Annotated in this window: 22 protein-coding genes; 17 read left to right on the forward strand and 5 right to left on the reverse strand. The window is 68.7% G+C overall.

Features of this window, described 5'->3' with window-relative positions:
* Positions 1-119: 119 nt before the first annotated feature.
* Positions 120-773 carry a GNAT family N-acetyltransferase gene (locus BC102111_RS12265; protein ID WP_101624494.1) on the reverse strand — a complete coding sequence of 218 codons (654 nt, stop codon included), beginning with the start codon at positions 771-773 and terminating at the stop codon, positions 120-122.
* Between the two features lie 113 nt (positions 774-886).
* Positions 887-1,402, reverse strand: a complete 516-nt coding sequence (locus BC102111_RS12270; RefSeq protein WP_101624495.1) for a flavin reductase family protein — start codon at positions 1,400-1,402, stop codon at positions 887-889.
* Between the two features lie 31 nt (positions 1,403-1,433).
* Between BC102111_RS12270 and BC102111_RS12275 the strand changes: the two genes are divergently transcribed.
* Both BC102111_RS12275 and BC102111_RS12280 read left to right on the forward strand, forming a co-directional pair.
* Positions 1,434-1,688, forward strand: coding sequence for a DUF3039 domain-containing protein (locus BC102111_RS12275; RefSeq protein WP_009374394.1), 255 nt, complete (start codon positions 1,434-1,436; stop codon positions 1,686-1,688).
* Positions 1,689-3,473, forward strand: coding sequence for a DEAD/DEAH box helicase (locus BC102111_RS12280; RefSeq protein WP_009374395.1), 1,785 nt, complete (start codon positions 1,689-1,691; stop codon positions 3,471-3,473).
* Between the two features lie 50 nt (positions 3,474-3,523).
* Here the strand turns inward: BC102111_RS12280 and BC102111_RS12285 are convergent, their stop codons facing one another.
* Positions 3,524-4,843: a nicotinate phosphoribosyltransferase gene (locus BC102111_RS12285; RefSeq protein WP_101624496.1), complete on the reverse strand. Its 1,320-nt coding sequence runs from the start codon at positions 4,841-4,843 to the stop codon at positions 3,524-3,526.
* Between the two features lie 52 nt (positions 4,844-4,895).
* On the opposite strand from BC102111_RS12285, the gene clpS reads away from it, so the two are divergent.
* The 10 genes from clpS (at position 4,896) to BC102111_RS12335 (ending at position 14,712) form a co-directional block, all read left to right on the forward strand.
* On the forward strand, positions 4,896-5,201 hold the full coding sequence (clpS, locus tag BC102111_RS12290) for an ATP-dependent Clp protease adapter ClpS (protein WP_009374397.1): 306 nt from the start codon (positions 4,896-4,898) through the stop codon (positions 5,199-5,201).
* A 3-nt stretch (positions 5,202-5,204) separates the two neighbouring features.
* Complete coding sequence (locus BC102111_RS12295) at positions 5,205-5,780, forward strand: DUF2017 family protein (RefSeq protein ID WP_063250195.1); 576 nt, start codon at positions 5,205-5,207, stop codon at positions 5,778-5,780.
* Positions 5,777-6,598: an MBL fold metallo-hydrolase gene (locus BC102111_RS12300; RefSeq protein ID WP_009374399.1), complete on the forward strand. Its 822-nt coding sequence runs from the start codon at positions 5,777-5,779 to the stop codon at positions 6,596-6,598. Before BC102111_RS12295 ends, BC102111_RS12300 begins: the two co-directional genes overlap by 4 nt.
* A 38-nt stretch (positions 6,599-6,636) precedes the next feature.
* Positions 6,637-7,362: a ribonuclease PH gene (rph, locus tag BC102111_RS12305; protein WP_009374400.1), complete on the forward strand. Its 726-nt coding sequence runs from the start codon at positions 6,637-6,639 to the stop codon at positions 7,360-7,362.
* Positions 7,359-7,964: an RdgB/HAM1 family non-canonical purine NTP pyrophosphatase gene (gene rdgB, locus BC102111_RS12310; RefSeq protein ID WP_095376782.1), complete on the forward strand. Its 606-nt coding sequence runs from the start codon at positions 7,359-7,361 to the stop codon at positions 7,962-7,964. The genes rph and rdgB overlap by 4 nt, the downstream gene beginning before the upstream one ends.
* A 167-nt stretch (positions 7,965-8,131) precedes the next feature.
* Complete coding sequence (locus tag BC102111_RS12315) at positions 8,132-9,634, forward strand: ABC transporter substrate-binding protein (RefSeq protein ID WP_009374402.1); 1,503 nt, start codon at positions 8,132-8,134, stop codon at positions 9,632-9,634.
* A 12-nt stretch (positions 9,635-9,646) separates the two neighbouring features.
* Complete coding sequence (locus BC102111_RS12320; protein ID WP_009374403.1) at positions 9,647-10,594, forward strand: ABC transporter permease; 948 nt, start codon at positions 9,647-9,649, stop codon at positions 10,592-10,594.
* On the forward strand, positions 10,591-11,514 hold the full coding sequence (locus tag BC102111_RS12325) for an ABC transporter permease (protein WP_197907839.1): 924 nt from the start codon (positions 10,591-10,593) through the stop codon (positions 11,512-11,514). Before BC102111_RS12320 ends, BC102111_RS12325 begins: the two co-directional genes overlap by 4 nt.
* A gap of 1 nt (position 11,515) precedes the next feature.
* Positions 11,516-13,261 (forward strand): dipeptide ABC transporter ATP-binding protein, encoded by a 1,746-nt coding sequence (locus BC102111_RS12330; protein ID WP_095376781.1) that lies wholly within the window; start codon positions 11,516-11,518, stop codon positions 13,259-13,261.
* Positions 13,262-13,305: 44 nt separating this feature from the next.
* Positions 13,306-14,712: an amidase gene (locus BC102111_RS12335; protein ID WP_095376780.1), complete on the forward strand. Its 1,407-nt coding sequence runs from the start codon at positions 13,306-13,308 to the stop codon at positions 14,710-14,712.
* A gap of 62 nt (positions 14,713-14,774) precedes the next feature.
* On the opposite strand, the gene BC102111_RS12340 is transcribed toward BC102111_RS12335, so the two are convergent.
* Complete coding sequence (locus tag BC102111_RS12340; protein WP_257957727.1) at positions 14,775-16,577, reverse strand: hypothetical protein; 1,803 nt, start codon at positions 16,575-16,577, stop codon at positions 14,775-14,777.
* A gap of 270 nt (positions 16,578-16,847) precedes the next feature.
* Here BC102111_RS12340 and BC102111_RS12345 point away from each other — a divergent pair, with 270 nt between their 5' ends.
* On the forward strand, positions 16,848-18,071 hold the full coding sequence (locus tag BC102111_RS12345) for a cell division protein PerM (protein ID WP_101624497.1): 1,224 nt from the start codon (positions 16,848-16,850) through the stop codon (positions 18,069-18,071).
* 78 nt (positions 18,072-18,149) lie between these two features.
* Here the strand turns inward: BC102111_RS12345 and BC102111_RS12350 are convergent, their stop codons facing one another.
* Positions 18,150-18,602 carry a hypothetical protein gene (locus BC102111_RS12350; RefSeq protein WP_009374409.1) on the reverse strand — a complete coding sequence of 151 codons (453 nt, stop codon included), beginning with the start codon at positions 18,600-18,602 and terminating at the stop codon, positions 18,150-18,152.
* 114 nt (positions 18,603-18,716) lie between these two features.
* Between BC102111_RS12350 and purN the strand changes: the two genes are divergently transcribed.
* The 4 genes from purN (at position 18,717) to BC102111_RS12370 (ending at position 21,638) form a co-directional block, all read left to right on the forward strand.
* A complete protein-coding gene (gene purN, locus BC102111_RS12355) occupies positions 18,717-19,343 on the forward strand; it encodes a phosphoribosylglycinamide formyltransferase (protein ID WP_040341032.1) in 627 nt (208 codons plus the stop codon).
* Positions 19,344-19,376: 33 nt separating this feature from the next.
* A complete protein-coding gene (gene purH / locus BC102111_RS12360; RefSeq protein ID WP_095376777.1) occupies positions 19,377-20,924 on the forward strand; it encodes a bifunctional phosphoribosylaminoimidazolecarboxamide formyltransferase/IMP cyclohydrolase in 1,548 nt (515 codons plus the stop codon).
* Positions 20,925-21,030: 106 nt separating this feature from the next.
* Entirely contained in the window at positions 21,031-21,267 is a 237-nt protein-coding gene (locus tag BC102111_RS12365; RefSeq protein WP_223289781.1) for a hypothetical protein, read from the forward strand.
* Between the two features lie 188 nt (positions 21,268-21,455).
* Positions 21,456-21,638 (forward strand): antitoxin, encoded by a 183-nt coding sequence (locus tag BC102111_RS12370; RefSeq protein WP_009374413.1) that lies wholly within the window; start codon positions 21,456-21,458, stop codon positions 21,636-21,638.
* The last annotated feature ends 9 nt before the right edge of the window (positions 21,639-21,647 follow it).

The following is a 21,647-nucleotide window of genomic DNA, read 5'->3' on the forward strand; positions in this document are numbered from 1 at the left end:
GCTAAGCCCATGTCATGCTGATGGTACTGCAACTTGGTGGTTGTGGGAGAGTAAGTGACTGCCGCAATAATTGTTGGTGGGGGCACTCCTTTTCGAAGGGGTGCCCCCACTTTTTACATTCACGGGTGTGCATCGAGACCGAGGAACCGGCGGACCGCCTCGGCGCCGGCGATCTCGACCGTATCGTCGCGGACGATGTCATCGGCACGCAGCACCATCTGATGCTCCGTGCACGCCTCACCTCCCTGGACGACGATCGTGAAGTCCCCGTTGGGGGAGTACCCGAGCTTCTCGGACACCCGCCGGCTCGGATCGTTGCCCTCGACATACCCGGTGTGGAACGTGCGGGCACCGAGATGATCAGCGAAGGCGGTCACGAGCGCACGGCGCATCCGGGTGCCGTACCCGCGTCCCTGCTCGGACCGTGCGAGCCATGACCCGGTCTTGACCGACCGCGTCTTCGGAAAGTCCGTGCTGCTCGCCCCCTGCAGGCCGACGACGCGTCCGTCGACGCGGACGGTGAACTCGATGGTCCAGTCACCGGGGGAGTAGTTCGCGCGCGTCCCCCACTGATACTGAGCGATCGACCGGCCGATCTCCTCGTCGGTGCCGGAGTCCCAATCGACGAGGAACGCCCGCACACCGTCTCGGCGGACGCCGCCGCGGGCGATCTCGGCGAGCTCCGGAAGATCCGCCTCCCGGGTCGGGGTGAGGTCCATGTCTCCGGTCGTGATGCGGAGGCCGAAAGGCGGCCAGATCTCAGCGAGGTCCATACCGGAAGTCTAGGGGCTCGGAAGCCAGGCGCGGTTACTCACGCTCAGGACGGTGGCCCGCCGCGGTGACCCACCCACAGGCCGGTGGTCTGCGGCCTTCCCGGTGATGGTCCTCAGCGACGGCCGATCGTGCCGTAGGCCTTCCGCCACCGCAGGAGCGGCTGCAGCTGACCGCTTCCTGGCCCGGCCCCCAATGCCACCACCTCGCCGACGACGAGACTGTGCGTGGCGACCTGGACGATCTCCGTCATCCGCAGCTCGAACCACGCGACGGCACCGCTCAGGATCGGCTGCCCGGATCGCGGCCCGGGGAAGGTGTCGATGCCGGACAGGGCACCATAGAGCGGCTGCCCCGACGCCCCGAGGCGTTCGGAGATGTCCCGCTGCTCAGCGCTGAGGACGGAGATCGCGAAGTGATCGGTCATCTCCAAGGTCTCCATCATCCTCGAGCCTGAGTAGACGCTCACCGCCATCGTCGGCGGATCGTAGGAGACGTCGAGGAACGAGTCGACGGTGATCGCGTGCGCGGCACCGCCTCGCTTGGCCGAGACCACGGCGACGGCCGCGGCGATGTCGTCGCTGAGCTCGCGATAGCGCTCTGTGAGCGAATACTCGTGGGACCGATCCATGGTTCTCATTCTAGGGAACTACAATGGAGCCATGACCTATCCATCTTCAGGCGGTTCAGCCACGATCGAGCGTGAGCAGACAGAGCAGCTCGTCGAACCGGGCGACCACGAGCGGTTCAGCCACTACGCTCCCAAGGACAAGATCATGGAATCCATGGTCACCGGGACGCCGCTCATCGCCCTGTGCGGAAAGGTGTGGGTCCCCACGAGGGATCCCGAGCGCTTCCCTGTCTGCCCGAAGTGCAAGGAGATCTTCGAATCGATGCCTGAAGGACCCAAGGAGTAGATGGCCGCGGAACGTCTCCCAGGGACCTCCGCCGCCGAACAGCTCTCACCGGCCTTCCCCGAGCGCGCCGCTTGGGGAACGGCCGGCAAACTGCGCGCGTGGCAGGCCGAGGCCCTCGAACTCTACTTCCGGGACCAGCCGAAGGACTTCCTCGCCGTCGCGACCCCCGGTGCGGGCAAGACGACCTTCGCCCTGCGCCTGGCCGCTGAGCTCCTCGCCCAGCGCGTCGTCAACCGCGTCACGGTCGTTGCCCCCACCGAGCACCTCAAAGTCCAGTGGGCGGACTCCGCTGCGCGCGTGGGCATCAAACTCGACCCGCACTTCAAGAACTCCCAGGGCAAGCACGCCCCCGGATTCCACGGTGTCGCCCTCACTTACGCCCAGGTCGCCGCGAAGCCGGTCCTCCACCACAACCGCACCGCAGCCGGGCGCACGCTCGTCATCCTCGACGAGGTCCACCACGCCGGTGACGCCCTGTCCTGGGGTGACGCGGTCCGCGAGGCCTTCGGTCCGGCCGTGCGCCGCCTGTCGCTGACGGGCACCCCGTTCCGCTCCGACACCTCGCCGATCCCGTTCGTCACCTACGCCCCCGACGCCGAGGGCATCCGGACTTCGGTCGCGGACTACTCCTACGGCTACGGCCGGGCACTCAAGGACTCCGTCGTCCGACCCGTCCTCTTCCTCGCCTACGCCGGTGCCATGTCGTGGCGGACGAAGGCCGGCGACGAGATGTCCCACGTCCTCGGCGAGGAGACGACGAAGGACATCAACTCCCAGGCCTGGCGCACCGCCCTCGACCCGGCCGGCGACTGGATCCCCGCCGTGCTCAAAGCCGCGGACATGCGTCTGACCGAGGTCCGGCGCACGGTCCCCGACGCCGGTGGTCTCGTCATCGCCACTGACCAGGATGCCGCTCGCGCCTACGCGAAGGTGCTGCGCGAGCTCACCGGGGAGAAGCCCACCGTCGTCCTCTCCGACGAAGCCGGGGCCTCGGCGCGCATCGAGGAGTTCCAGAACTCGACCGACCGCTGGATGGTGGCCGTGCGCATGGTCTCCGAGGGCGTCGACGTCCCCCGTCTGTGCGTCGGCGTCTACGCGACCTCCTCCTCGACGCCCCTCTTCTTCGCCCAGGCCATCGGACGCTTCGTCCGCGCCCGCAAACGCGGAGAGACCGCTTCCGTGTTCCTCCCCTCGGTGCCGATCCTCCTGGCGCTCGCGAACTCGATGGAGGTCGAACGCGACCACGCCCTCGACCGGCCGCGCAACGAGGATGAGAACGATGTCGTCGTCTTCGACGATCAGGCCCTCGAGCAGGCCAACCGCAGCGAGGGCGCCTCCGACCAGCTCGGCTCCTTCGAAGCCCTCGGTGCCGAGGCGCTGTTCGACCGGGTGCTCTACGACGGCGGCGAGTTCGGCACTGGTGGAGCGATCGGCTCCGAGGACGAACTCGACTTCATCGGCATCCCCGGCCTCCTCGAACCCGAACAGGTCCACGAACTCCTGCGCACCCAGCAGGCCAAGCAGGCCCAGCGCAAGACCGCCGCCGCACCGCCTCCTGCCGCCGAGGTCCACACGAGCGAACTCGAGCACCGGGCGATGAAGGAGGAGCGCAACCAGCTCCAGAGCCTCGTCGGCGCCTGGTCACGGCGCACCGGCACCCCGCACAAGACCGTCCACGTCGAACTCCGCAAGGCGTGCGGAGGACCTGCGGTGGCCCAGGCCACCCGTGAGCAGATCCAGGCGCGGATCAAGAAGCTCCAGGGCTGGTTCGTCGGCCAGAAGTGAGCCGGCCGGGGTGGGCCTCAGCCGGGGTGGGCCTCAGCCGGGGGCGGGCCTCAGCCGGAGTAGAACACCGTCGGGATCGCCGGCTCCCCGTCCTGGAGGCGCCTGGCCGACCGCGGCAGCTCCGCCAGGGACTCGTCATGGCGGGCACACGCCTTCTTCACTCCGCCGGCCCCCGTGAACGACCGGTCGATCTCCCCGCCCACGACGAGGTCGACCGACAGGTGCCGTCCGTCGTCGAGGTCATCGGGCAGGTCGGGGATGCCGACGGCCTCTTCGACGGCGATCGCACCGTCGATGAGGCGCCTGGCCTCCTTGTGTCCGCCCCGGGAGGGCTTGCCCGTCGAGTTCTTCGCCACCGCCGTCCACGCCCCCAATTCGTCGGCGCGCGCGACGAGCTTGTAGACGAGCCCCGCCGCCGGTGCGCCCGAGCCGGTGACGACGCGAGTGCCGACGCCGTAGGCGTCGACGGGGGAGGCGGCGAGCGCTGCGATCGCGTACTCGTCGAGGTCGCTGGTGACCGTGATCGTCGTGTCCTTCGCGCCGAGGCGGTCGAGGCCCGCCCTGACCTCGCTCGCCTGTTCGATGAGGTCGCCCGAGTCGATGCGCACCCCGCCGAGGCGGGGGCCGGCGAGTTCGATGGCCGTCTTGAGCGCCTCCTCGACGTCGTAGGTGTCGAGCAGGAGGGTCGTATCGGTGCCGAGCGACTCGAGCTGCGCGGCGAAGGCTTCGCGCTCCGAGTCGTGGAGGAGGGTGAACGAATGCGCCGAGGTCCCGATCGTCGGCAGTCCGTACCGCAGTCCCGCAGCGAGGTTCGACGTCGAGGAGAAGCCGCCGATGACCGCGGCCCTGGCCGCCGCTACTGCCGCATGCTCGTTCGTGCGACGCCCGCCCATCTCCGCCACCGGTCGGTCGCCGGCGGCCTGCGCCATCCGGGACGCCGCCGAGGCGACCGCGCAGTCGTAGTTGAGGGCGGAGAGGATGAGCGTCTCGAGGATGACACCCTCGGCGAAGCTCGACTCGATGGTGAGCAGCGGCGAGCCCGGGAAGTAGATCTCGCCCTCGGCGTAGCCCCGGATCGTTCCCGAGAAGCGGTAGTTCGCCAGCCAGTCGATCGTCGCGGCATCGACGATGCGCTCACGGCTGAGGAACGCAAGCTCCTCCTCGTCGAAGCGGAAGTCCTCGAGCATCTCGAGGATGCGTCCCGTGCCTGCGACGACGCCGTAACGGCGTCCGGCGGGAAGGCTGCGACCGAAGACCTCGAAGAGGCTGGGCCGGTGAGCAGCGCCCGATCTCAAGGCGGCCTGCACCATCGTCAGCTCGTACTGATCGGTGAAGAACGCAGTGGAATCGGTGCGTGTGAGATCACTCATAGGCGTGATCTTACGTCACGACAGCATCACGGATCTGCCGTATTGTGGAAACGTGAGCAATCCAACGACCCCTGTTCTGGAGCCGGACGTCGGCGTCCGCACCGCCGTGGATCCGGCCAGGCCGTGGAGGACCGTCGTCTTCAACGACCCGGTCAATCTCATGAGCTATGTCAGCTACGTCTTCCAGTCCTACTTCGGGTACTCCGCGGAGAAGGCTCACCGGCTCATGCTCGAAGTCCACGAGAAGGGCCGCTCCGTCGTCGCCACCGGGGGACGCGAGGAGATGGAGCGCGACACCCAGGCGATGCACGAATACGGACTGTGGGCCGCGTGCCAACCAGAATCAGGATCAGACTGAGGCATGGCAGCCATCGACGCTCGTGGGGACGACGTCGTCCTCAGACTCGAGGACAACGAACGCTCACTCATGCTCACGGTCTTCACCGACCTCGCCGCCCTCCTCGCCGAGGATGAGGGGGAGGACGGTCGTCCCGATTCGGAGAACTGGGAAGCCAGGCTCGGCCTCGTCGAGCGCCCTCGCCCCGACGATCCGGCGCTGCTGCGGCTCTTCCCCGATGTCGACCCCCTCGACGACGAACGCTCGCAGGAGTTCCGGCGGCTCACCGAGTTCGACCTCGCCCAGGCGAAGGCGCACAACATCCGCATCATCGTCGCCGGACTGAGGCGAGGAGCGGCGATCACGCTCAGCCATGACGAGGTGCTCGCGTGGATGAAGGGCCTCAACGACCTTCGGCTCGTCCTCGCCGTCCGCCTCGGCATCGACACCGAGGAGGCGCAGGAGGAGAAGTACGCCCACCGCGACCAGCTCGACGAGTCCGAAGAGCTCACCCTGACCCTGTACGACTTCCTGACCTGGATTCAGGACCGACTGACGATGACCTTGCTCGCGCAGATGCAAGGGGATGACGACGAATGAAACTCACCGCCCTCGGCACCGCCGGCTCCTTCCCCGGCCCCGGTTCCTCCGCCAGCTGCTACCTCGTCGAGACCGAGGAGGAGAAGCCGACCCGCATCGTCCTCGACTTGGGCTCCGGAGCGCTCAGCCCTCTGCAGCGAGCAGTCGACCTCGACTCGATCACCGCTGTCGTGCTCAGCCACCTCCACCCCGACCACTGCATGGACATGCTCGGGTTCTACGTCCGCCACAGCTACGACCCGCGCTTCTTCTCCGGAGACGTCACGGACACCGGCACGATCCGCACCCGCACCGCCGTCTACGCCCCGGCCGGAGCAGAGGAGCGACTCACCCGCGCCTATCACACGGATCCCGGAAAGGCCCCGTCCGCCGACGGCTGCGAAGACACGGACTTCTCCCGCGCGTTCGAGTTCATCGACCTCGACGACCGATCGGTCTGGCAGATCGGGTCGCTGACCATCGAGACCTTCCTCGTCGACCATCCCGTCGAGACCTACGCGGTGCGGATCACGGACGCGACCGGATCCGTCATCGCCTACTCGGCTGACACGGACGAGTGCGCCAACCTCGTCGAAGCCGCCCGCGGGGCCGACCTCTTCCTCTGCGAGGCCGCGTTCCAGGAGGGCAGGGACTCCGCCCGCGGAGTCCACCTCACCGGCAAGCGCGCGGGCCGTGTGGCCACCGATGCCGACGTCCGCTCCCTCGTGCTCACGCACATCCCCGTCTGGACGGACTGCACGATCGTGCGCGGAGAGGCCGCGGGGGAGTACCGCGGCCCCATCGAACTCGCGAAACCCGAAGCCTGGTGGAGCGTGTGAGCCCCACCGCAACCGAGACCGAGACAGGAAAGAGGACCATGGCGCGCGCAGACGGACGAGGAGCTGATGAGCTCCGCGAGGTGAAGATCACCCGGAACTGGATCACCACCGCCGAGGGCTCGGCCCTCATCGAGTTCGGCAACACGCGCGTGCTCTGCGCGGCGTCCCTGACCGAAGGCGTCCCCCGGTGGCTCAAGGGGCAGGGCCGCGGATGGGTGACCGCCGAGTACGCGATGCTCCCGCGCGCCACCGACTCCCGGAGCACCCGTGAGTCCGTCAAGGGCAAGCTCGGCGGGCGCACCCATGAGATCTCCCGCCTCATCGGGCGCAGCCTGCGAGCGGTCATCGACATGACGAAGCTCGGGGAGAACACCCTCGTCCTCGACTGCGACGTCCTCCAGGCCGACGGCGGGACCCGCACCGCCTCGATCACCGGTGCCTACGTCGCCATGGCCGACGCGATCGACAAGGGCCGCTCGTCCGGACTCATTCCCGCCGCCCACCAGCCGCTGACCGATTCGGTCGCTGCGATCAGCGTCGGCATCGTCGACGGTCAGCCCCTCCTCGACCTGCCCTACGTCGAGGACTCGACCGCCGAGACCGACATGAACGTCGTCATGACCGGCTCCGGGAAGTTCGTCGAGGTCCAGGGCACTGCCGAAGGTGCGCCGTTCGACCGCGACGAGCTCTCCTCGCTGCTCGACCTCGCCGCGAAGGGCTGCGCCGACCTCACCGAGCTTCAGCGCGAGGCGCTGGGACGATGACGACCTTCGTCCTCGCCACCCACAACGAGAAGAAGAAGCGCGAGCTCCTCGCGATCCTCCTCCCTGTCCTCGGTGAGGGCACGGAGGTCCGCACCGCCGCCGAGGCGGGGCTCGGGGACATCCCGGAGACCGGGGTGACGTTCGCCGAGAACGCGCTCATCAAGGCCCATGCCGCCGCGGCGGCCACCGGGCTGACCGCGATCGCCGACGACTCCGGGATCGCCGTCGACGTCCTCGGCGGGGCACCGGGGATCTTCTCCGCCCGATGGGCAGGACGCCACGGCGACGACCAGGCGAACCTCGAGCTGCTGCTGTCCCAGCTGCGCGACATCGACGCCGCACACCGGGGAGCGCAGTTCCGCTGCGCCGCTGCGGCCGTCACCCCTGACGGGCGCGAGTTCGTCGCCGAGGGTGCGATGCCCGGCCACCTCGCCACCGCACCGCGTGGGGACGGCGGCTTCGGCTACGATCCCATCTTCATCCCCGAGGGCTCGGAGAAGAGCGCGGCCGAGATGACCCCGGAGGAGAAGAACGCGCGCTCGCATCGGCGCATCGCCTTCGACGGCCTCGCCGGCATCCTCGCCGAGCAGACGGGACTCTGAGACCGCCTCCCGCCTCGGCGACCGCAGGCCGCTGACCCGGCAGCCGCCCCGAGGACCGGGCCCCGTTCCCGGTGAGCGGCCCGGGATGTGACACGGGACACATTCGCGCCCTGCCGTGTCGGTTAGACTGAGCGAGCCGATCGGCGTCCCGAACTACGAGGTGAACCATGAAGTCTCCGCGCACCGCCCTCTGGGTCGCAGCCGCCGCTGCCCTTACCCTCGTCCTCTCCGCGTGCTCGGCGGGCGCCTCCGATCCCGGATCGGACGAGCAGCGCGATTCGATGGCGATCGCCTTCACCGCCGAACCGGTCAACCTCGACTTCACCTCGACCTCGGGGGTCGCGATCCCCGAGGCTCTCATGGAGAACGTCTACGAGTCCCTCGTCCGCCTCGACGAATCCGGTGAGATCCAACCGGCACTCGCCGAGGACTGGACGGTGTCCGAAGATCGGAAGACGTACACCTTCACCCTCCGCGAGGGAGTGAAGTTCTCCAACGGAGCAGACCTCACCAGCGAGGACGTCAAGTTCTCCTACGAGCGAGCGAAGAACGAGTGGACGAATGCGCTCGGGGCGAAGATGGACGTCGTCGACTCGATCGCCACTCCCGACGACTCCACGGTCGAGATCACGCTGGCCACACCGTCGAACCAGTGGCTGTTCAACCTCACGACACTCATCGGGGCCGTCTTCGACACCGAGGGCACCGAGGACCTCGCGAACGAGGCGATCGGCACGGGACCGTACGCGATCGAGAAGTTCACGCGCGGGCAGTCGATCGACTTCGTCGCGCGCGACGACTACTGGGGCGAGGCCCCGGCGGTGAAGAACGTCGAGTTCAAGTACTTCACGGACGCCGTCTCCGCCGCGAACGCCCTGAAGTCCGGCGAGATCGACGTCGTCTCCAACCTCCAGGCCCCGGAACTCGCCGGGGACTTCCAGAGCGCGGACTACCAGATCATTTCGGGCACGACGAACGGCGAGGTCGTGCTGACGATGAACAACGCCGACGGGATCTTCAAGGACAAGCGCGCCCGTGAAGCGGTGATGTACGCGATCGACCGCAAAGCCGTGCTCGACACCGCATGGGCCGGATACGGAGAGCTCATCGGATCGATGGTCCCGCCGACCGACCCCTACTACGAGGATCTCACCGGGGTGTGGCCCTACGACCCCAAGAAGGCGAAGCAGCTCATCGACGACGCCGGGCTCACCGGCGAGGAGTTCACCTTCACCGTGCCCAACCTGCCGTACGCGAAGGCGATCTCCGAGATCGTGTCCTCGCAGCTGAGCGAGGTCGGTCTCACCGCGAAGATCGAGACGCAGGAGTTCCCCGCAGTGTGGTTGGACAAGACCTTCACGAAGCACGAGTACGACATGTCGGTGATCAACCACGCCGAACCCCGCGACATCCTCACCGTCTTCTCCTCCGACTACTACACCGGCTACGACGATGCGAAGATCAGGGAGCTCGCGGAGAAGGCCGACACGGGCACCGAGGAGGAGTACATCTCCGGGATGAAGGACATCGCGCGCACGATCACCGAGGACGCGGCCGCCGACTTCCTCTTCCTCTTCCCCAACCTCGTCGTCGCCAAGGCCGATGTCGCAGGCATCCCCGTCAACCGCGTCTCGGATGCCTTCCGCATCGCCGACCTCAGCTGGAACTGACCTGTCCCGACCATGATCGCCTACGTCCTCGGTCGGCTCGTCCAGTTCCTCCTCTCCCTCCTCGTCGCCTCGGTGGCGGTGTTCGCCCTCATGAGCGTCCTGCCGGGCAATGCGGCGCAGGTGGCCCTGGGGACGAACGCCACGGCTGAGGCGGTGGCGGAGCTCGAGTCCCGCTACGGCCTCGATGAGCCGGCGCTCGTGCGCTACCTCGACTGGCTCGGCGGGATGGTCCGCGGGGACTTCGGAACGTCCTACGTCACCGGCGCCCCGATCACCCCGGTCATCGTCGACAGCGTCCAGGTCACCGCGATCCTCGTCGTCGCGGCGATCATCGTCGCCGTGCTCATCGCCGTGCCGCTGGGCACCTTCGCCGCCCTCGAGCAGCGCAGCTGGGTGGGGGCGACGATCTCGGCGCTCAGCCAGATCGGGATCGCGATCCCCAGCTTCCTCGCCGCGATCCTCCTCGTCATGGTCTTCTCCCTCACCCTCGGGTGGTTCCCCTCCCAGGGGTGGATGGCGCCGATCGAGGGCGTCGGCGGCTTCCTCGCCCGCCTCGTCCTCCCCGTCGTCTCCCTCGCCCTCGTCCAGGCGGCGATCCTCACCCGCTACGTCCGCTCCGCCGTCCTCGACGTCATGCGCGAGGACTACATCCGCACCGCCCGGGCGAAGGGGCTGACCCGGACCCGGGCGCTGTTCCGGCACGGACTGCGCAATGCGGCGATCCCGGTCATCACCGTCGCCGGGGTCCAACTCGCGACCCTGCTCGTCGGCGCCGTCGTCATCGAACAGATCTTCGTCCTCCCCGGCATCGGCTCCGAGCTCGTGCGAGCCGTATCCAACCGCGACCTCGTCACCGTCCAGGGCATCGTCATGGTCCTCATCGTGCTCGTGCTCCTCATCAACTTCGTCGTCGACCTCCTCTACCCGGTCGTCGATCCGCGACTGAGGGCTGCCGCATGAGCGCGACGAACCCACGCGACCGCGTCCACGCCGACGGCCTCCCGGCCGCCGAGCACGTCGTCGGTGCCGGCGATCCTAAGCGGCGTCCGCGCAGACGGATCGGAGCGCCGATGATCATCGGTGCTGTCCTCGTCGCCCTCGTCGTCCTCCTCGCCCTCGTCTCCTTCGTCTGGACACCCTACGATCCCGCTGCCGTCGACCCGGCAGCCCGGCTGCAGGCGGGCAGCCCTGCCCATCCCCTCGGCACCGACCGCTTCGGCCGGGACACCCTTACGTGGATCATGTACGGCGCACGGATCACACTCATGGTCGGCGTCGTCGCCGTCGGCATCGCCCTGCTCATCGGCACCCCGATCGGGATCCTCGCCGCGGTCTTCGCCCAGTACCCCTGGGGTCAGTGGCTGGGCGCCCTGATCATGCGCGCCAACGACATCCTCCTCGCCTTCCCTGCCCTTCTGCTCGCCATCATCTTCGCCGCCGTCTACCAGCCGGGGACGGGCCCGGCGATGGTCGCCGTCGGCATCGCCTCCATCCCCGGGTTCGCCCGTGTCGCCCGGTCGGGGACGATGCAGGTGCTCGGCTCCGAGTACGTCCGGGCAGCCCGCGCCGCGAACCGGGGCACCGCCGCGATCGCCGTCGTCCACGTCCTGCCGAACATCGCCGGCATGGTCATCGTCCAGGCGTCGGTGACGTTCGCGATCTCCGTCCTCGCCGAGGCGGGGCTCTCCTTCCTCGGCCTCGGCACCCAGGCGCCGGTGCCCTCGTGGGGGCGGATGCTCCAGGAGTCCCAGCAGTTCCTCGCCACCCGTCCCGAACTCGCGCTGTGGCCGGGCCTGGCCATCGCGGTGGCCGTCCTCGGCTTCAACCTCCTCGGCGACGGACTCCGCGACCGCTTCGACCCGAAGATGGAGATGCGCTGAGATGACCGAGACCCTCGTCGACGTCGCCGACCTCACGATCACCCCGGCCGGAAGTGGGGAACCCGTCCTCGACTCCGTCTCTCTCCGGCTGGTCCCGGGGGAGCGGGTCGGGCTCATCGGCGAATCGGGGTCGGGGAAGTCCCTGACCGCGGCCTCGATCATGGGACTGCTTCCCGACGAACTCCACGCGACGGGGACGATCCGCCTCGCCGGCTTCGACGGCGACGTCCTCACCGCGAGCGAGAAGCGGCTGGCCCGCATGCGCGCGGATCTCGTGTCGATGGTCTTCCAGGAGCCGATGAGCGCGCTCAACCCGCTCATGCGGGTCGGCGACCAGATCGCCGAGGCGCTGCGCCTCCACGGCGGCGTCCCCCGCGCGCAGGTCCCCGGACGGGTGCTCGAACTCCTCCGCGACGTGCGGATGCCCACTCCCGAGAGCGCCCGCCTGGCCTACCCGCACCAGCTCTCCGGAGGGCAGCGGCAGAGGGTCATGCTCGCGATCGCCCTCGCCAACGCCCCGCGGCTGCTCATCTGCGACGAACCGACGACCGCCCTCGACGTCACGGTGCAGAAGCAGATGCTCGACCTCATCGCCGAAAGGGTCGACGCCGTCGGGGCGGGGCTGCTCTTCATCACCCACGACCTCGCCGTCGTCGCGGGACTGTGCGACCGGGTCATCGTCATGTACCAGGGCCGCATCGTCGAGACCGGCACGGTCGAAGAGATCTTCACCGACCCGCAGCACCCCTACACCCGGGGCCTGCTCGCCTCCTCCGATCTCGACGCCACCGACGCCGACGGGCACCTCTTCACCCTGCGCACGGCACTCGACTACACGGGACCGGGCGAATACCCATCGGGGACGCCGGCCGGGAAGGCGACGACCGCCTCGGCGGCAGAGGAGGGCCTTGCGGACCCGCCGGGCCACGGCCCTTCGCCGCGCGGACGGGATGCATCGCCGCTCATCGAGGTCGCCGACGTCTCGAAGCTCTACCGTTCCGGGGGACTGCTGCGGCGGCGGGCTCCGGTGCGCGCACTCGACGGGGTCGGCTTCACGGTGGCACGGGGCCAGCGGCTCGGGATCGTCGGCGAATCGGGGTCGGGGAAGTCGACGCTGCTCAACATCCTCTCCGGTCTCGACCGACCGACGAGCGGCCATGTCCGCGTCGGCGACATCGCCGTCGAGTCGGCGTCCGCCTCGGCGCTGCGCCGTCTGCGCGAGGACCTCCAGATCGTCTTCCAGGATCCCTTCGCCTCCCTCGACCCGCGGATGCGGGTCGAGGACATCGTCGCCGAACCGCTCATCGCCAAGGGCATCGGACGCGACGAGCGCCTCGCCGCGGTCGAGGCGATGCTCGCCGCAGTCGACCTCGACACCGCATCGATGCGGCGCTACCCCCACCAGTTCTCCGGCGGACAGCGGCAGCGGATCTCGATCGCTCGGGCACTGGTCACCCGGCCCCAGATCCTCGTCGCCGACGAGCCCGTCTCCGCCCTCGACGTCTCCGTCCGGGCGCAGGTGCTCAACCTCCTCACCGACCTCGTCGACGACTACGCCCTCACCCTGCTCTTCGTCTCCCACGACCTCGGCGTGGTCAGGCATCTGTGCTCCGATGTCATCGTCATGAAGGACGGATGCATCGTCGAGGCGGGGACGACCGAGCAGGTCTACACCGCACCCCGAGAGGAGTACACGGCGAGCCTCATCGCCGCGACCCCGACCCTGGCCGACGCGCTCACCGGCTGAGCCGAGACGCCGACCCGAGACCCACGACCGAGGAGAAGAGGACGATGACGGCTCTGTCCGATCTGACCGCAGCGCAGATGGCCGCGGGATACGCCGAGGGGGAGTTCTCCCCGCTCGAGGTGCTCGCGAGCGTGCAGTCGCGGATGGATGCATGCGAACCCGTCATCAACGCCCTCCACCACCGTGACGACGAGCGCTCCCGTGAGGCCGCCGAAGCGAGCGCCCGCCGCTTCGCGGCCGGGGCTCCACTCGGACCCCTCGACGGGGTGCCGGTGACGATCAAGGAGAACATCGCGCGCAGGGGAGTGCCGATGCCGTCGGGCCATGCGTGGCTCGACGTGCCACTCGCCGACCACGATGCGCCGATCACCGAGCGGCTCACCGAGGCCGGGGCCGTCATCGTCGGATCGACGACGATGCCCGATTGGGGCATGCTCTCCTCGGGGGTCTCCTCGCTCCACGGCATCACCCGGTCCCCGCTCGACCCGAGCCTGACGACGGGCGGATCGAGCGCCGGTGCCGGTGCCGCGGCCGCGGCCGGCTACGGGCCCATCCACATCGGCTCCGACATCGGAGGATCGATCCGCCTGCCGTGCACCTGGCTCGGCCTCGCCGGCCTCAAGCCGAGTTTCGGACGGGTCCCGCTCGACGCCCCCTACATGGGCCGCTGCGCGGGCCCGATGGCGCGCACGATGGCCGACGTCGCCGCGGCGATGACCGTCATCTCCGCCCCCGACGACCGTGACTGGACGCGGCTTCCCGCCGGCGCCGCCGATGGTGCCGATGCGTCATCGTCGCCGTTCGATCCTGCGGGCCTGCGCATCGGCCTCCACCTCGACGCCGGGTGCGGGGTCCCTGCGACGTCGGAGACGACCGACGCGATCGCCGAGGCGGCCGCGGCATTCCGCACCGCCGGAGCCGAGATCGTGCCCGTCGCCCCCTTCATCGACGACGGTCTGCTCGCCGACATGGACCTGTTCTGGAGGGTCCGGTCGTGGAACGACCTCCGGGCGCTCCCATTCGCCGAACAGCAGCTCATCCTGCCCTATATCCGGGAGTGGGCCCAGGGCGGGGCCGACGTCACGGGTTCGCGCCTCATGGAGTGCTACCACAGCGTGCAGGAGATCCGACGGCGCACCGTCGCTGCGACGGGCGACCTCGACCTCGTCCTCTCCCCGGTGGCCCCGGACGCGGCGTTCGCAGCCGAACAGCCGATGCCCTACCCCGATGCCACCGCGCCCATGGGGCACATCGGATTCACGATGCCCTACAACATGTCGGAGCAGCCGGCGGCGACCGTGCTCGCGGGATTCACCGGCGACGGGCGGACGATCGGCGTGCAGATCTCCGGACGCCGCTTCGCCGACGACCTCGTCATCGCCGCCGGCCGGTGGTTCGAAGCCGCCGCCGCCGTCCCCCTGCCGCGGCGCGCAGTCCTCGACGGAGTCTGAGCGAGACGAGAATCGCCGGGACTCCGACAGGAGTCCCGGCGATCACCGTCGGAGGGAGAGCGTCAGAAGTCGAAGAACTCGACGGAGAGCTTGTCGCCCTCGATCGTCACACTTCCCGACACCGACAGCGGATTCCCGTTCGAGAAGTACGAGGAGCCGCGCTGCTTTCCGTCGACGCTGAAGTCGAAGCTGCCGTTCTTCTCGGTGAAGAACGACCCCGTGTTGGTGTCACCGACCCCGAAGGAGGCCTTGACGTCGGGCATCTCCTTGATGTTCCACTTCGCGGTGTTCTTCTTCGCGAGCTCATCGAGCTTCTTGTCCGTGCCGCCGACCGGGATCTGCGTGGGGTCGAACTTGATGAACTTGCACTTGGGCTTGATGTCCTTGTTGTCGAAGCACTTCTCGAGCTCGGCATCGACCTGCTTCTGGACCTCCTTCTCGAAGTCCGGGGTCGGGGCGAGATCGAGGTTGAGTGTGAGCGGTGAGACCTGCTCGCCGCTCGGCTGATCACCCGGGGCATAGGCCTGCGGGAAGTTCGCCGCAGCGGTGTCCGAGGCCTCGGAGACCCACTTGCTCGCAGGGATCGCGAACTCGTACTTGCCCGGGTAGACGGCGAAGGCCGTCGTGCCCGCCTGCGCCTTGTAGTCGGTGCCGTTGATCGTCAGTCCGTCAGCGGCGGGGACGTCGAGGGAGATGACGTGGAGCGCGGGCCCGGTCAGCGCCCACTTGTCGAAGAAGAGGTTCTGCTTGCCGTCCTTCTTCGCGGTGAGATCGACGTTGTAGTTCGCTCCGTCGAGCGTGTAGCTGACGGTGACCTTGCCGTTGTCACCGTCGACGTTCGAGGATTCGACCTTCGCGTTCTCGATCTTCGCCGGCGACGACTCGGTGAAGTTCGTCGACAGCAGGTCGAGGTTCGTGCCCTCAGGACGCGGGGACGGGGCGATCTTCTCCGCAGCGGCGAAGTCACCCTTGTTCAGCGCCGCGACGTAGTCCTCGGCAACCGAGTCCGGTCCGTAGTTGTTCTTGTTCACCGAGTTGACGACGAGAACACCGACGAGGACGAGCACGAGGACGAGGACGACGGCACCGAGGGCGATGAAGAGCGGCAGCTTCCCCTTCTTCTTCGGTGCCCGGGACTCTGCCCGGGTCGTCGCTGCGGTCGAACCGGCGAAACCGGGGGCCGGTGCCGGCTGCGGGAGGGCCTGGGACGACCCGGGTCCCGAACCCGTCCGCTGCCCCGAACCGGTCTGCTGCGGTCCGCTCTGGTAGGGGTCGGACTGGTTCTGGTACGGACCCGCCGGGTTCCGGTACCCGCCGTTCTGCTCCGGTACGGCGGGGTAGCGGCTCGTGCCCTGTTCGTTCGAATAACCGCCGGGGCCGCCCTGCTGAGGACCGCCGTGCTGAGGACCGCCCTGCTGAGGACCGTTCTGCCCCGGACCGCCGAACTGGGGGCCGGGTGCGCCGTACTGGGGTGCGCCGGGCTGCGATCCACCTTGGTCGGGTCCGCCGTACTGGGGTGCGCCGGGCTGCGATGGGGACCCGCCGAACTGCGGTGCCGACTGAGGACCCTGCTCATTGCGCGATCCCGACCACTGTGGGCCGTTGTCGGCACCGGGGCCCTGCCCCTGCGGACCTCCGGCGCCCGGGCCCGACGGACCGCCGCTTTCGACGCGCGGCTGGGGAGTGGTCGTAACGCCGTCCGAAGTCTGCTGCGATCCGGGACCTCTGCCCTGGTCAGCGGCCCCGAACGGGGGAGCGTCGGAGCCGAACGACGTCTCGTCGGCTTCCTTCGCCGCGGTGTTCTGCGCATCACGATCCGCCGCGGGTTCCCGCGCATCACGGTCCGAGGAGAACGGGCTCGGCATCGCGACCGTCTCCTCACCTGCGGACGCTCGGTTCGGACCGCTTCCCGAACCCGTCACGCCCGTGCTGCCCTCGCCGGTCGACGCGTCCGTGTTCCGGTGGGGAGGATCGTTCGGTGGGGGCGGAACATTCTGTTCGTCGTTCCCGTTGCTCATCGCAGTCTGCTTCCTTAACTTCCGACACGCGCGTTCTGGCGCAATTGTACGTCCCGGACGTGGGAATCGCGTGGTCAATACCGCAATGTGCGCTTGCCGTCGGCGAAAATGGTACCGATGCACACTTCTCCACCTCAGAGCTCCACCCGCCATCCCGTCCTCCTGGGCATGGTCGAAGCCTTCCGCCTCGGCCTCATCGTCGTGCCCTCGGCGTTCGTCGTCGCGACGGTCTTCTGGCTCGTCGGCCTCGGCGCCCAGCTCGACTACTCGATCATCCCCGAGTGGGCCTTCGCCCTCTGGGCCGTCGTCCACGGTCTGAGCATGTCGACGATGGGCTTCGACTTCTCACTGCCCCCGAGCCTCGTCACCCTCGGAGTGTGGGCCCTCCTCGCCTCGGGGGCGGCCCGACTCATCACTGTGCTCTCCGATGCCGATCCCGAGCCCGGCGATGAGGCGGAGGAGTCTCCGTGGTGGGCGACGTGCGCCATGGCGCTCTCGGGCTTCGCCCTCGTCTACGCGGGGCCGCTCGTCGTGCTCGCCGTCCTCGTCGGGGAGGCGACTCTCGATCCGCTCGGCGTCCTCCGGCTGCTCGCCCTGCTCGCGACGGCCTTCGCCTTCGGCTATGTCCGGGTCCGCGGCGTCGTCGACCTTCCGTGGCTGAGTGGACTCGACGAGGAGGTCTGGAGTGCCGCGACCGCCCTGGGCAGGCGCGTGCTCTTCGGCGCCCTCGGACTCGCCGTCGTCGTCATCGCCGTCGGGCTCGGACTGCGGTGGGCCGACCTCGCCGAGGCGATGGAGGCCTACAGCTCCCCGCTGTCGGCCGGCATCGGCCTTGTCGTCGTTCAGGTGCTCTTCGCTCCGGGAGCGCTCTTCAGCGCGCTGTCGTGGATCGCCGGCACAGGGGTGGGCATCGGCGACGGCGTCTCTTCGGCGTTCCTCACGGCCTCGGGACCTGTGCCCGACGTTCCCGTGCTCGAACTCCTCGTCGGGGGATACCCGGTGTGGGCGAAGGCCGCACCGGTCCTCCTCGTCCTCCTCGGGATCGGCTGCGTCGTCATCGGCCGCGCGCATGCCCGCCGGGTCCATGCCGCCGGATGGATGAGCGTGGCCGTCGCGTCCGGGCTCGTCCTCATCGTCGGTGAGACCGCTGCGCTCTTCTCCTTCGGTGCGATCGGTCCCATCGGGCTCGCCGCCTTCGGTCCCTCACCCCTCGTCTCCGCGCTCGCGGTCACCGGATGGGTCGGTCTGGGTCTGAGCATCGGCTGCGGGCTGACCATGCTCTCGCACATGGAGTTCGGCCGCGAGGACGACGAGGCTCTTGCGGGAAGCGAGCGCAGCTGATCGTCGGCACCCCGGGTGGTGGTCGGACTGGTGGGGTCGGAACTGCGGCACCGGAGGCCGCTCAGAGGTGCGCTGTGCTCAGTTCGAGCCGGGCAGCTCGAGGTCCTGTCCGGTGATCTGCTTGAACCAGGAGCCCAGTCCGTCCTCGTAGTCGCTCGCGCACTTGAGCTCCGCCTGCTGGGTGATCGCATCCCGCACGCACTCCTCGTAGCTCGACTGGACGGGCCAGAGCACCACGGAGGAGAGGGTGGAGAAGACGAGGTAGACGCTGAGCAGTCCGCCGAGGACGCCGAGGGAGATGCTGCGCTTCTGCTTCGCTCTGACCACGGCGATGATGTAGCGGACCGACCAGACGATCGCGGCGATCGCGAAGCCCGCGGCGGCGAGTTTGAAGGGCAGCGGATAGGTGAACGTCAGCACCGCGGCCAGGACGAGGAGGATGAGGATGAGTCCGTGCCGCGCCGGCGCGGCCTGCCTCTCCTCCTCGGGGGTGGGGGCATTCTTCTCTTCGGTGCTGTTCGGTGACGTCACCCCGTCATTTTGTCACAGTCGACTGGCAATCGCCTCGGCGCCCGGTCCGGCCCCAGCGGAAACCGGCACGGTCCGGGTCGGTGCGCCCGTGACGGCGAGGATAGAATGGCCTTCGTGCGCATCGTTCTGCTGGCCTCCGGCTCAGGTACCCTCACCCAGGCCGTCATCGACGCCTTCACCGGACCCGGATCCGCCGACGTCGAGATCGTCGCGATCGGCTCCGATTCTCCGACCGCGGGTGTCCTCGCCCGGGCCGAGTCCGCGGACATCCCCACCTTCGTCGTCCGCCCTCGGGACTTCTCCGACCGCGATGCATGGAATGTGCGGCTGCGCGACACGGTCGCCGACCTCGACCCGGACTGGGTCGTCTCCGCCGGCTTCATGCGCATCCTCGGCGCCGACTTCATCGCCGCCTTCGACCAGCGGATCATCAACACCCACCCGGCGCTGCTGCCGGCCTTCCCCGGCGCCCATGGCGTCCGCGACGCGCTCGCCCACGGCGTCAAGGTCACCGGCGGGACGATCCACCTCGTCGACTCCGGGGTCGATACGGGCCCGATCATCACGCAGTTCACGGTCCCGGTGCTCGACGGAGACACCGAGGACAGCGTCCACGAGCGCATCAAGACCCGGGAGCGGGAGGAAGTCGTCCGCCTGCTCCGCTTCCTCACCACCCACGATCTCACCATCGACGGCCGCCACGTCTCGGGATACCCCGCCGCGGCGGACGTCGTCGTCTGAGCCGATCACCCACCAAGCCCTCAAGGAGGACCTGTGACAGGAACCCGCGCGATCAGGAGAGCGCTCATCAGCGTCTACGACAAGACCGGACTGACGGAGCTCGCCCGTGGGCTCGCCGCCGCCGGAGTCGAGATCGTCTCCACGGGATCGACGGCCGCGCGGATCGCCGAAGCCGGAGTCGAGGTCACCGAGGTCGAAGCGCTCACCGGGTTCCCCGAGACCCTCGAAGGCCGTGTCAAGACCCTCCACCCCAAGGTGCATGCCGGGATCCTCGCCGACTCGCGCAAGCCCGAGCACCTCAGCCAACTCGATGACCTCGGAATCGAGCCCTTCGATCTCGTCGTCGTCAACCTCTACCCGTTCGCCGAGACGGTCGCCAGCGGTGCGGGCTTCGACGAGTGCATCGAGCAGATCGACATCGGCGGACCCTCGATGGTCCGTGCCGCGGCGAAGAACCACCCCACCGTCACCATCATCACCGACCCGGCCGACTATCCGGCCGTCACCGAGGCGGCGGCAGGGGAGGGCTTCGACCTCGCCTCCCGCCGGGCCTTCGCCGCCCGCGCCTTCGCCCACACCGCGGCCTACGACTCCGACGTCGCCTCGTGGTTCGCCGGGGAGCTCGCTCCCGCGGGCGAGCAGCCCGACTTCGCGGGACTGACCGGGAACAAGCTCGCGGATCTGCGCTACGGGGAGAACCCCCACCAGTCGGCCGCCGTCTACTCCGACGGCACGCGCGGCATCGCCGGGGCGAGACTGCTCGGCGGCAAGCCGATGTCGTACAACAACTACACGGACACCGATGCCGCGATCCGGGCCGCCTATGACTTCGACCGGCCGGCAGTCGCGATCATCAAGCACGCCAATCCGTGCGGCATCGCCGTCGCCGAGACCCCCGCCGCCGCCCACCGGGCAGCCCACGCCTCGGATCCGCTCTCGGCCTACGGCGGTGTCATCGCCGTCAACCGCGAGGTCGACGCCGAACTCGCGGAGTCGATCAAGCCGATCTTCACCGAATGCCTCGCGGCCCCGTCGTTCTCGCCCGAGGCGCTCGAGATCCTGGCATCGAAGAAGAACCTGCGCCTCATCGAACTCGGGGACATCGACGCCCCGGCCGCGGAGATCACCCAGGTCACCGGCGGTTTCCTCGTCCAGGACCGTGACGTCTTCCAGGCCGAGGGCGACTCGCCGAAGTCCTGGACGCTCGCCGCCGGTCCGGCCGCGGACCCCGCGGTGCTCGCCGATCTCGAGTTCGCATGGAAGGCGTGCCGGTCGGTGAAGTCGAATGCGATCCTCCTGGCCAAGGACGGCGCCTCGGTCGGCGTCGGCATGGGTCAGGTCAACCGGGTCGACTCGGCGAAGCTCGCCGTCGAGCGCGCCGGTGCCGAACGCGCCTCCGGCTCCGTCGCCGCCTCCGATGCGTTCTTCCCGTTCGCCGACGGACTCCAGATCCTCCTCGACGCCGGTGTCACCGCCGTCGTCCAGCCCGGTGGGTCGATCCGCGACGACGAGGTCATCGCCGCGGCCGAGGACGCCGGAGTCTCCCTCTACCTCACAGGGAGCCGCCATTTCTTCCACTGAGCGGACCCGCACCTCCCCCCGCCACGCCCGGCGGGGGAGAGGGGCGCTCGCCAAGCGGTGGATCTACTGGAAGCGGCGCTACTCGCATCCGGTCTCGAAGGACTGGGTGCTGCTCGGCTGCCTCGCGGCGATCGGTGTGGCCGCAGCGTGCGCATTCATCGACTTCCGGCTCGGGGCCTTCGTCCTCGCCGCCGTCCCCGGGGGACTCGCGCTCATGCGGTCGATGCCCTCGCCGTGGGGCGAGTTCTGGGTCAACCGCTCGAAGGGCGTCGACATCCTCACCTGTCTGATCTTCACAGCCCTCCTCGTCGGACTCGCGATCGTCGTCCCGCAGAGCCGTTGACGTCAGCGAGAGTGAAGGGCAGGGCTGCTGGCGCCCGGAGTCGCCGAGAAGTTACCGAGGCAGTGGCGATGGTCACATTGGGAGATCTCTGTGAAAGTCGGAGGTTCCGGTTGCCCTCGGTGACGAAAGTGGCATCGTGGTCTGCGTCAGGAGGTCCGTACGGGCCTCTTCCGATGAAAGGAGACAGCATGGGATTTGATGACCTGACCAACAAAGCCAAGGACGCCGTGAATAGCGATAAGGGCGAAGAGATCAGCGACCAGGGTCTCGACAAGGCCTCCGATGCCGCCAACAATCTCTCCGGCGGGAAGTTCGAAGACCAGATCAACCAGGGCCGCGACGGCGCCGATGGAGCCATCGGCAACCAGTGATCCTCAGTC

Source organism: Brevibacterium casei CIP 102111, assembly GCF_900169275.1.
In the GTDB taxonomy this organism is placed as follows: Bacteria; Actinomycetota; Actinomycetes; order Actinomycetales; family Brevibacteriaceae; genus Brevibacterium; species Brevibacterium casei.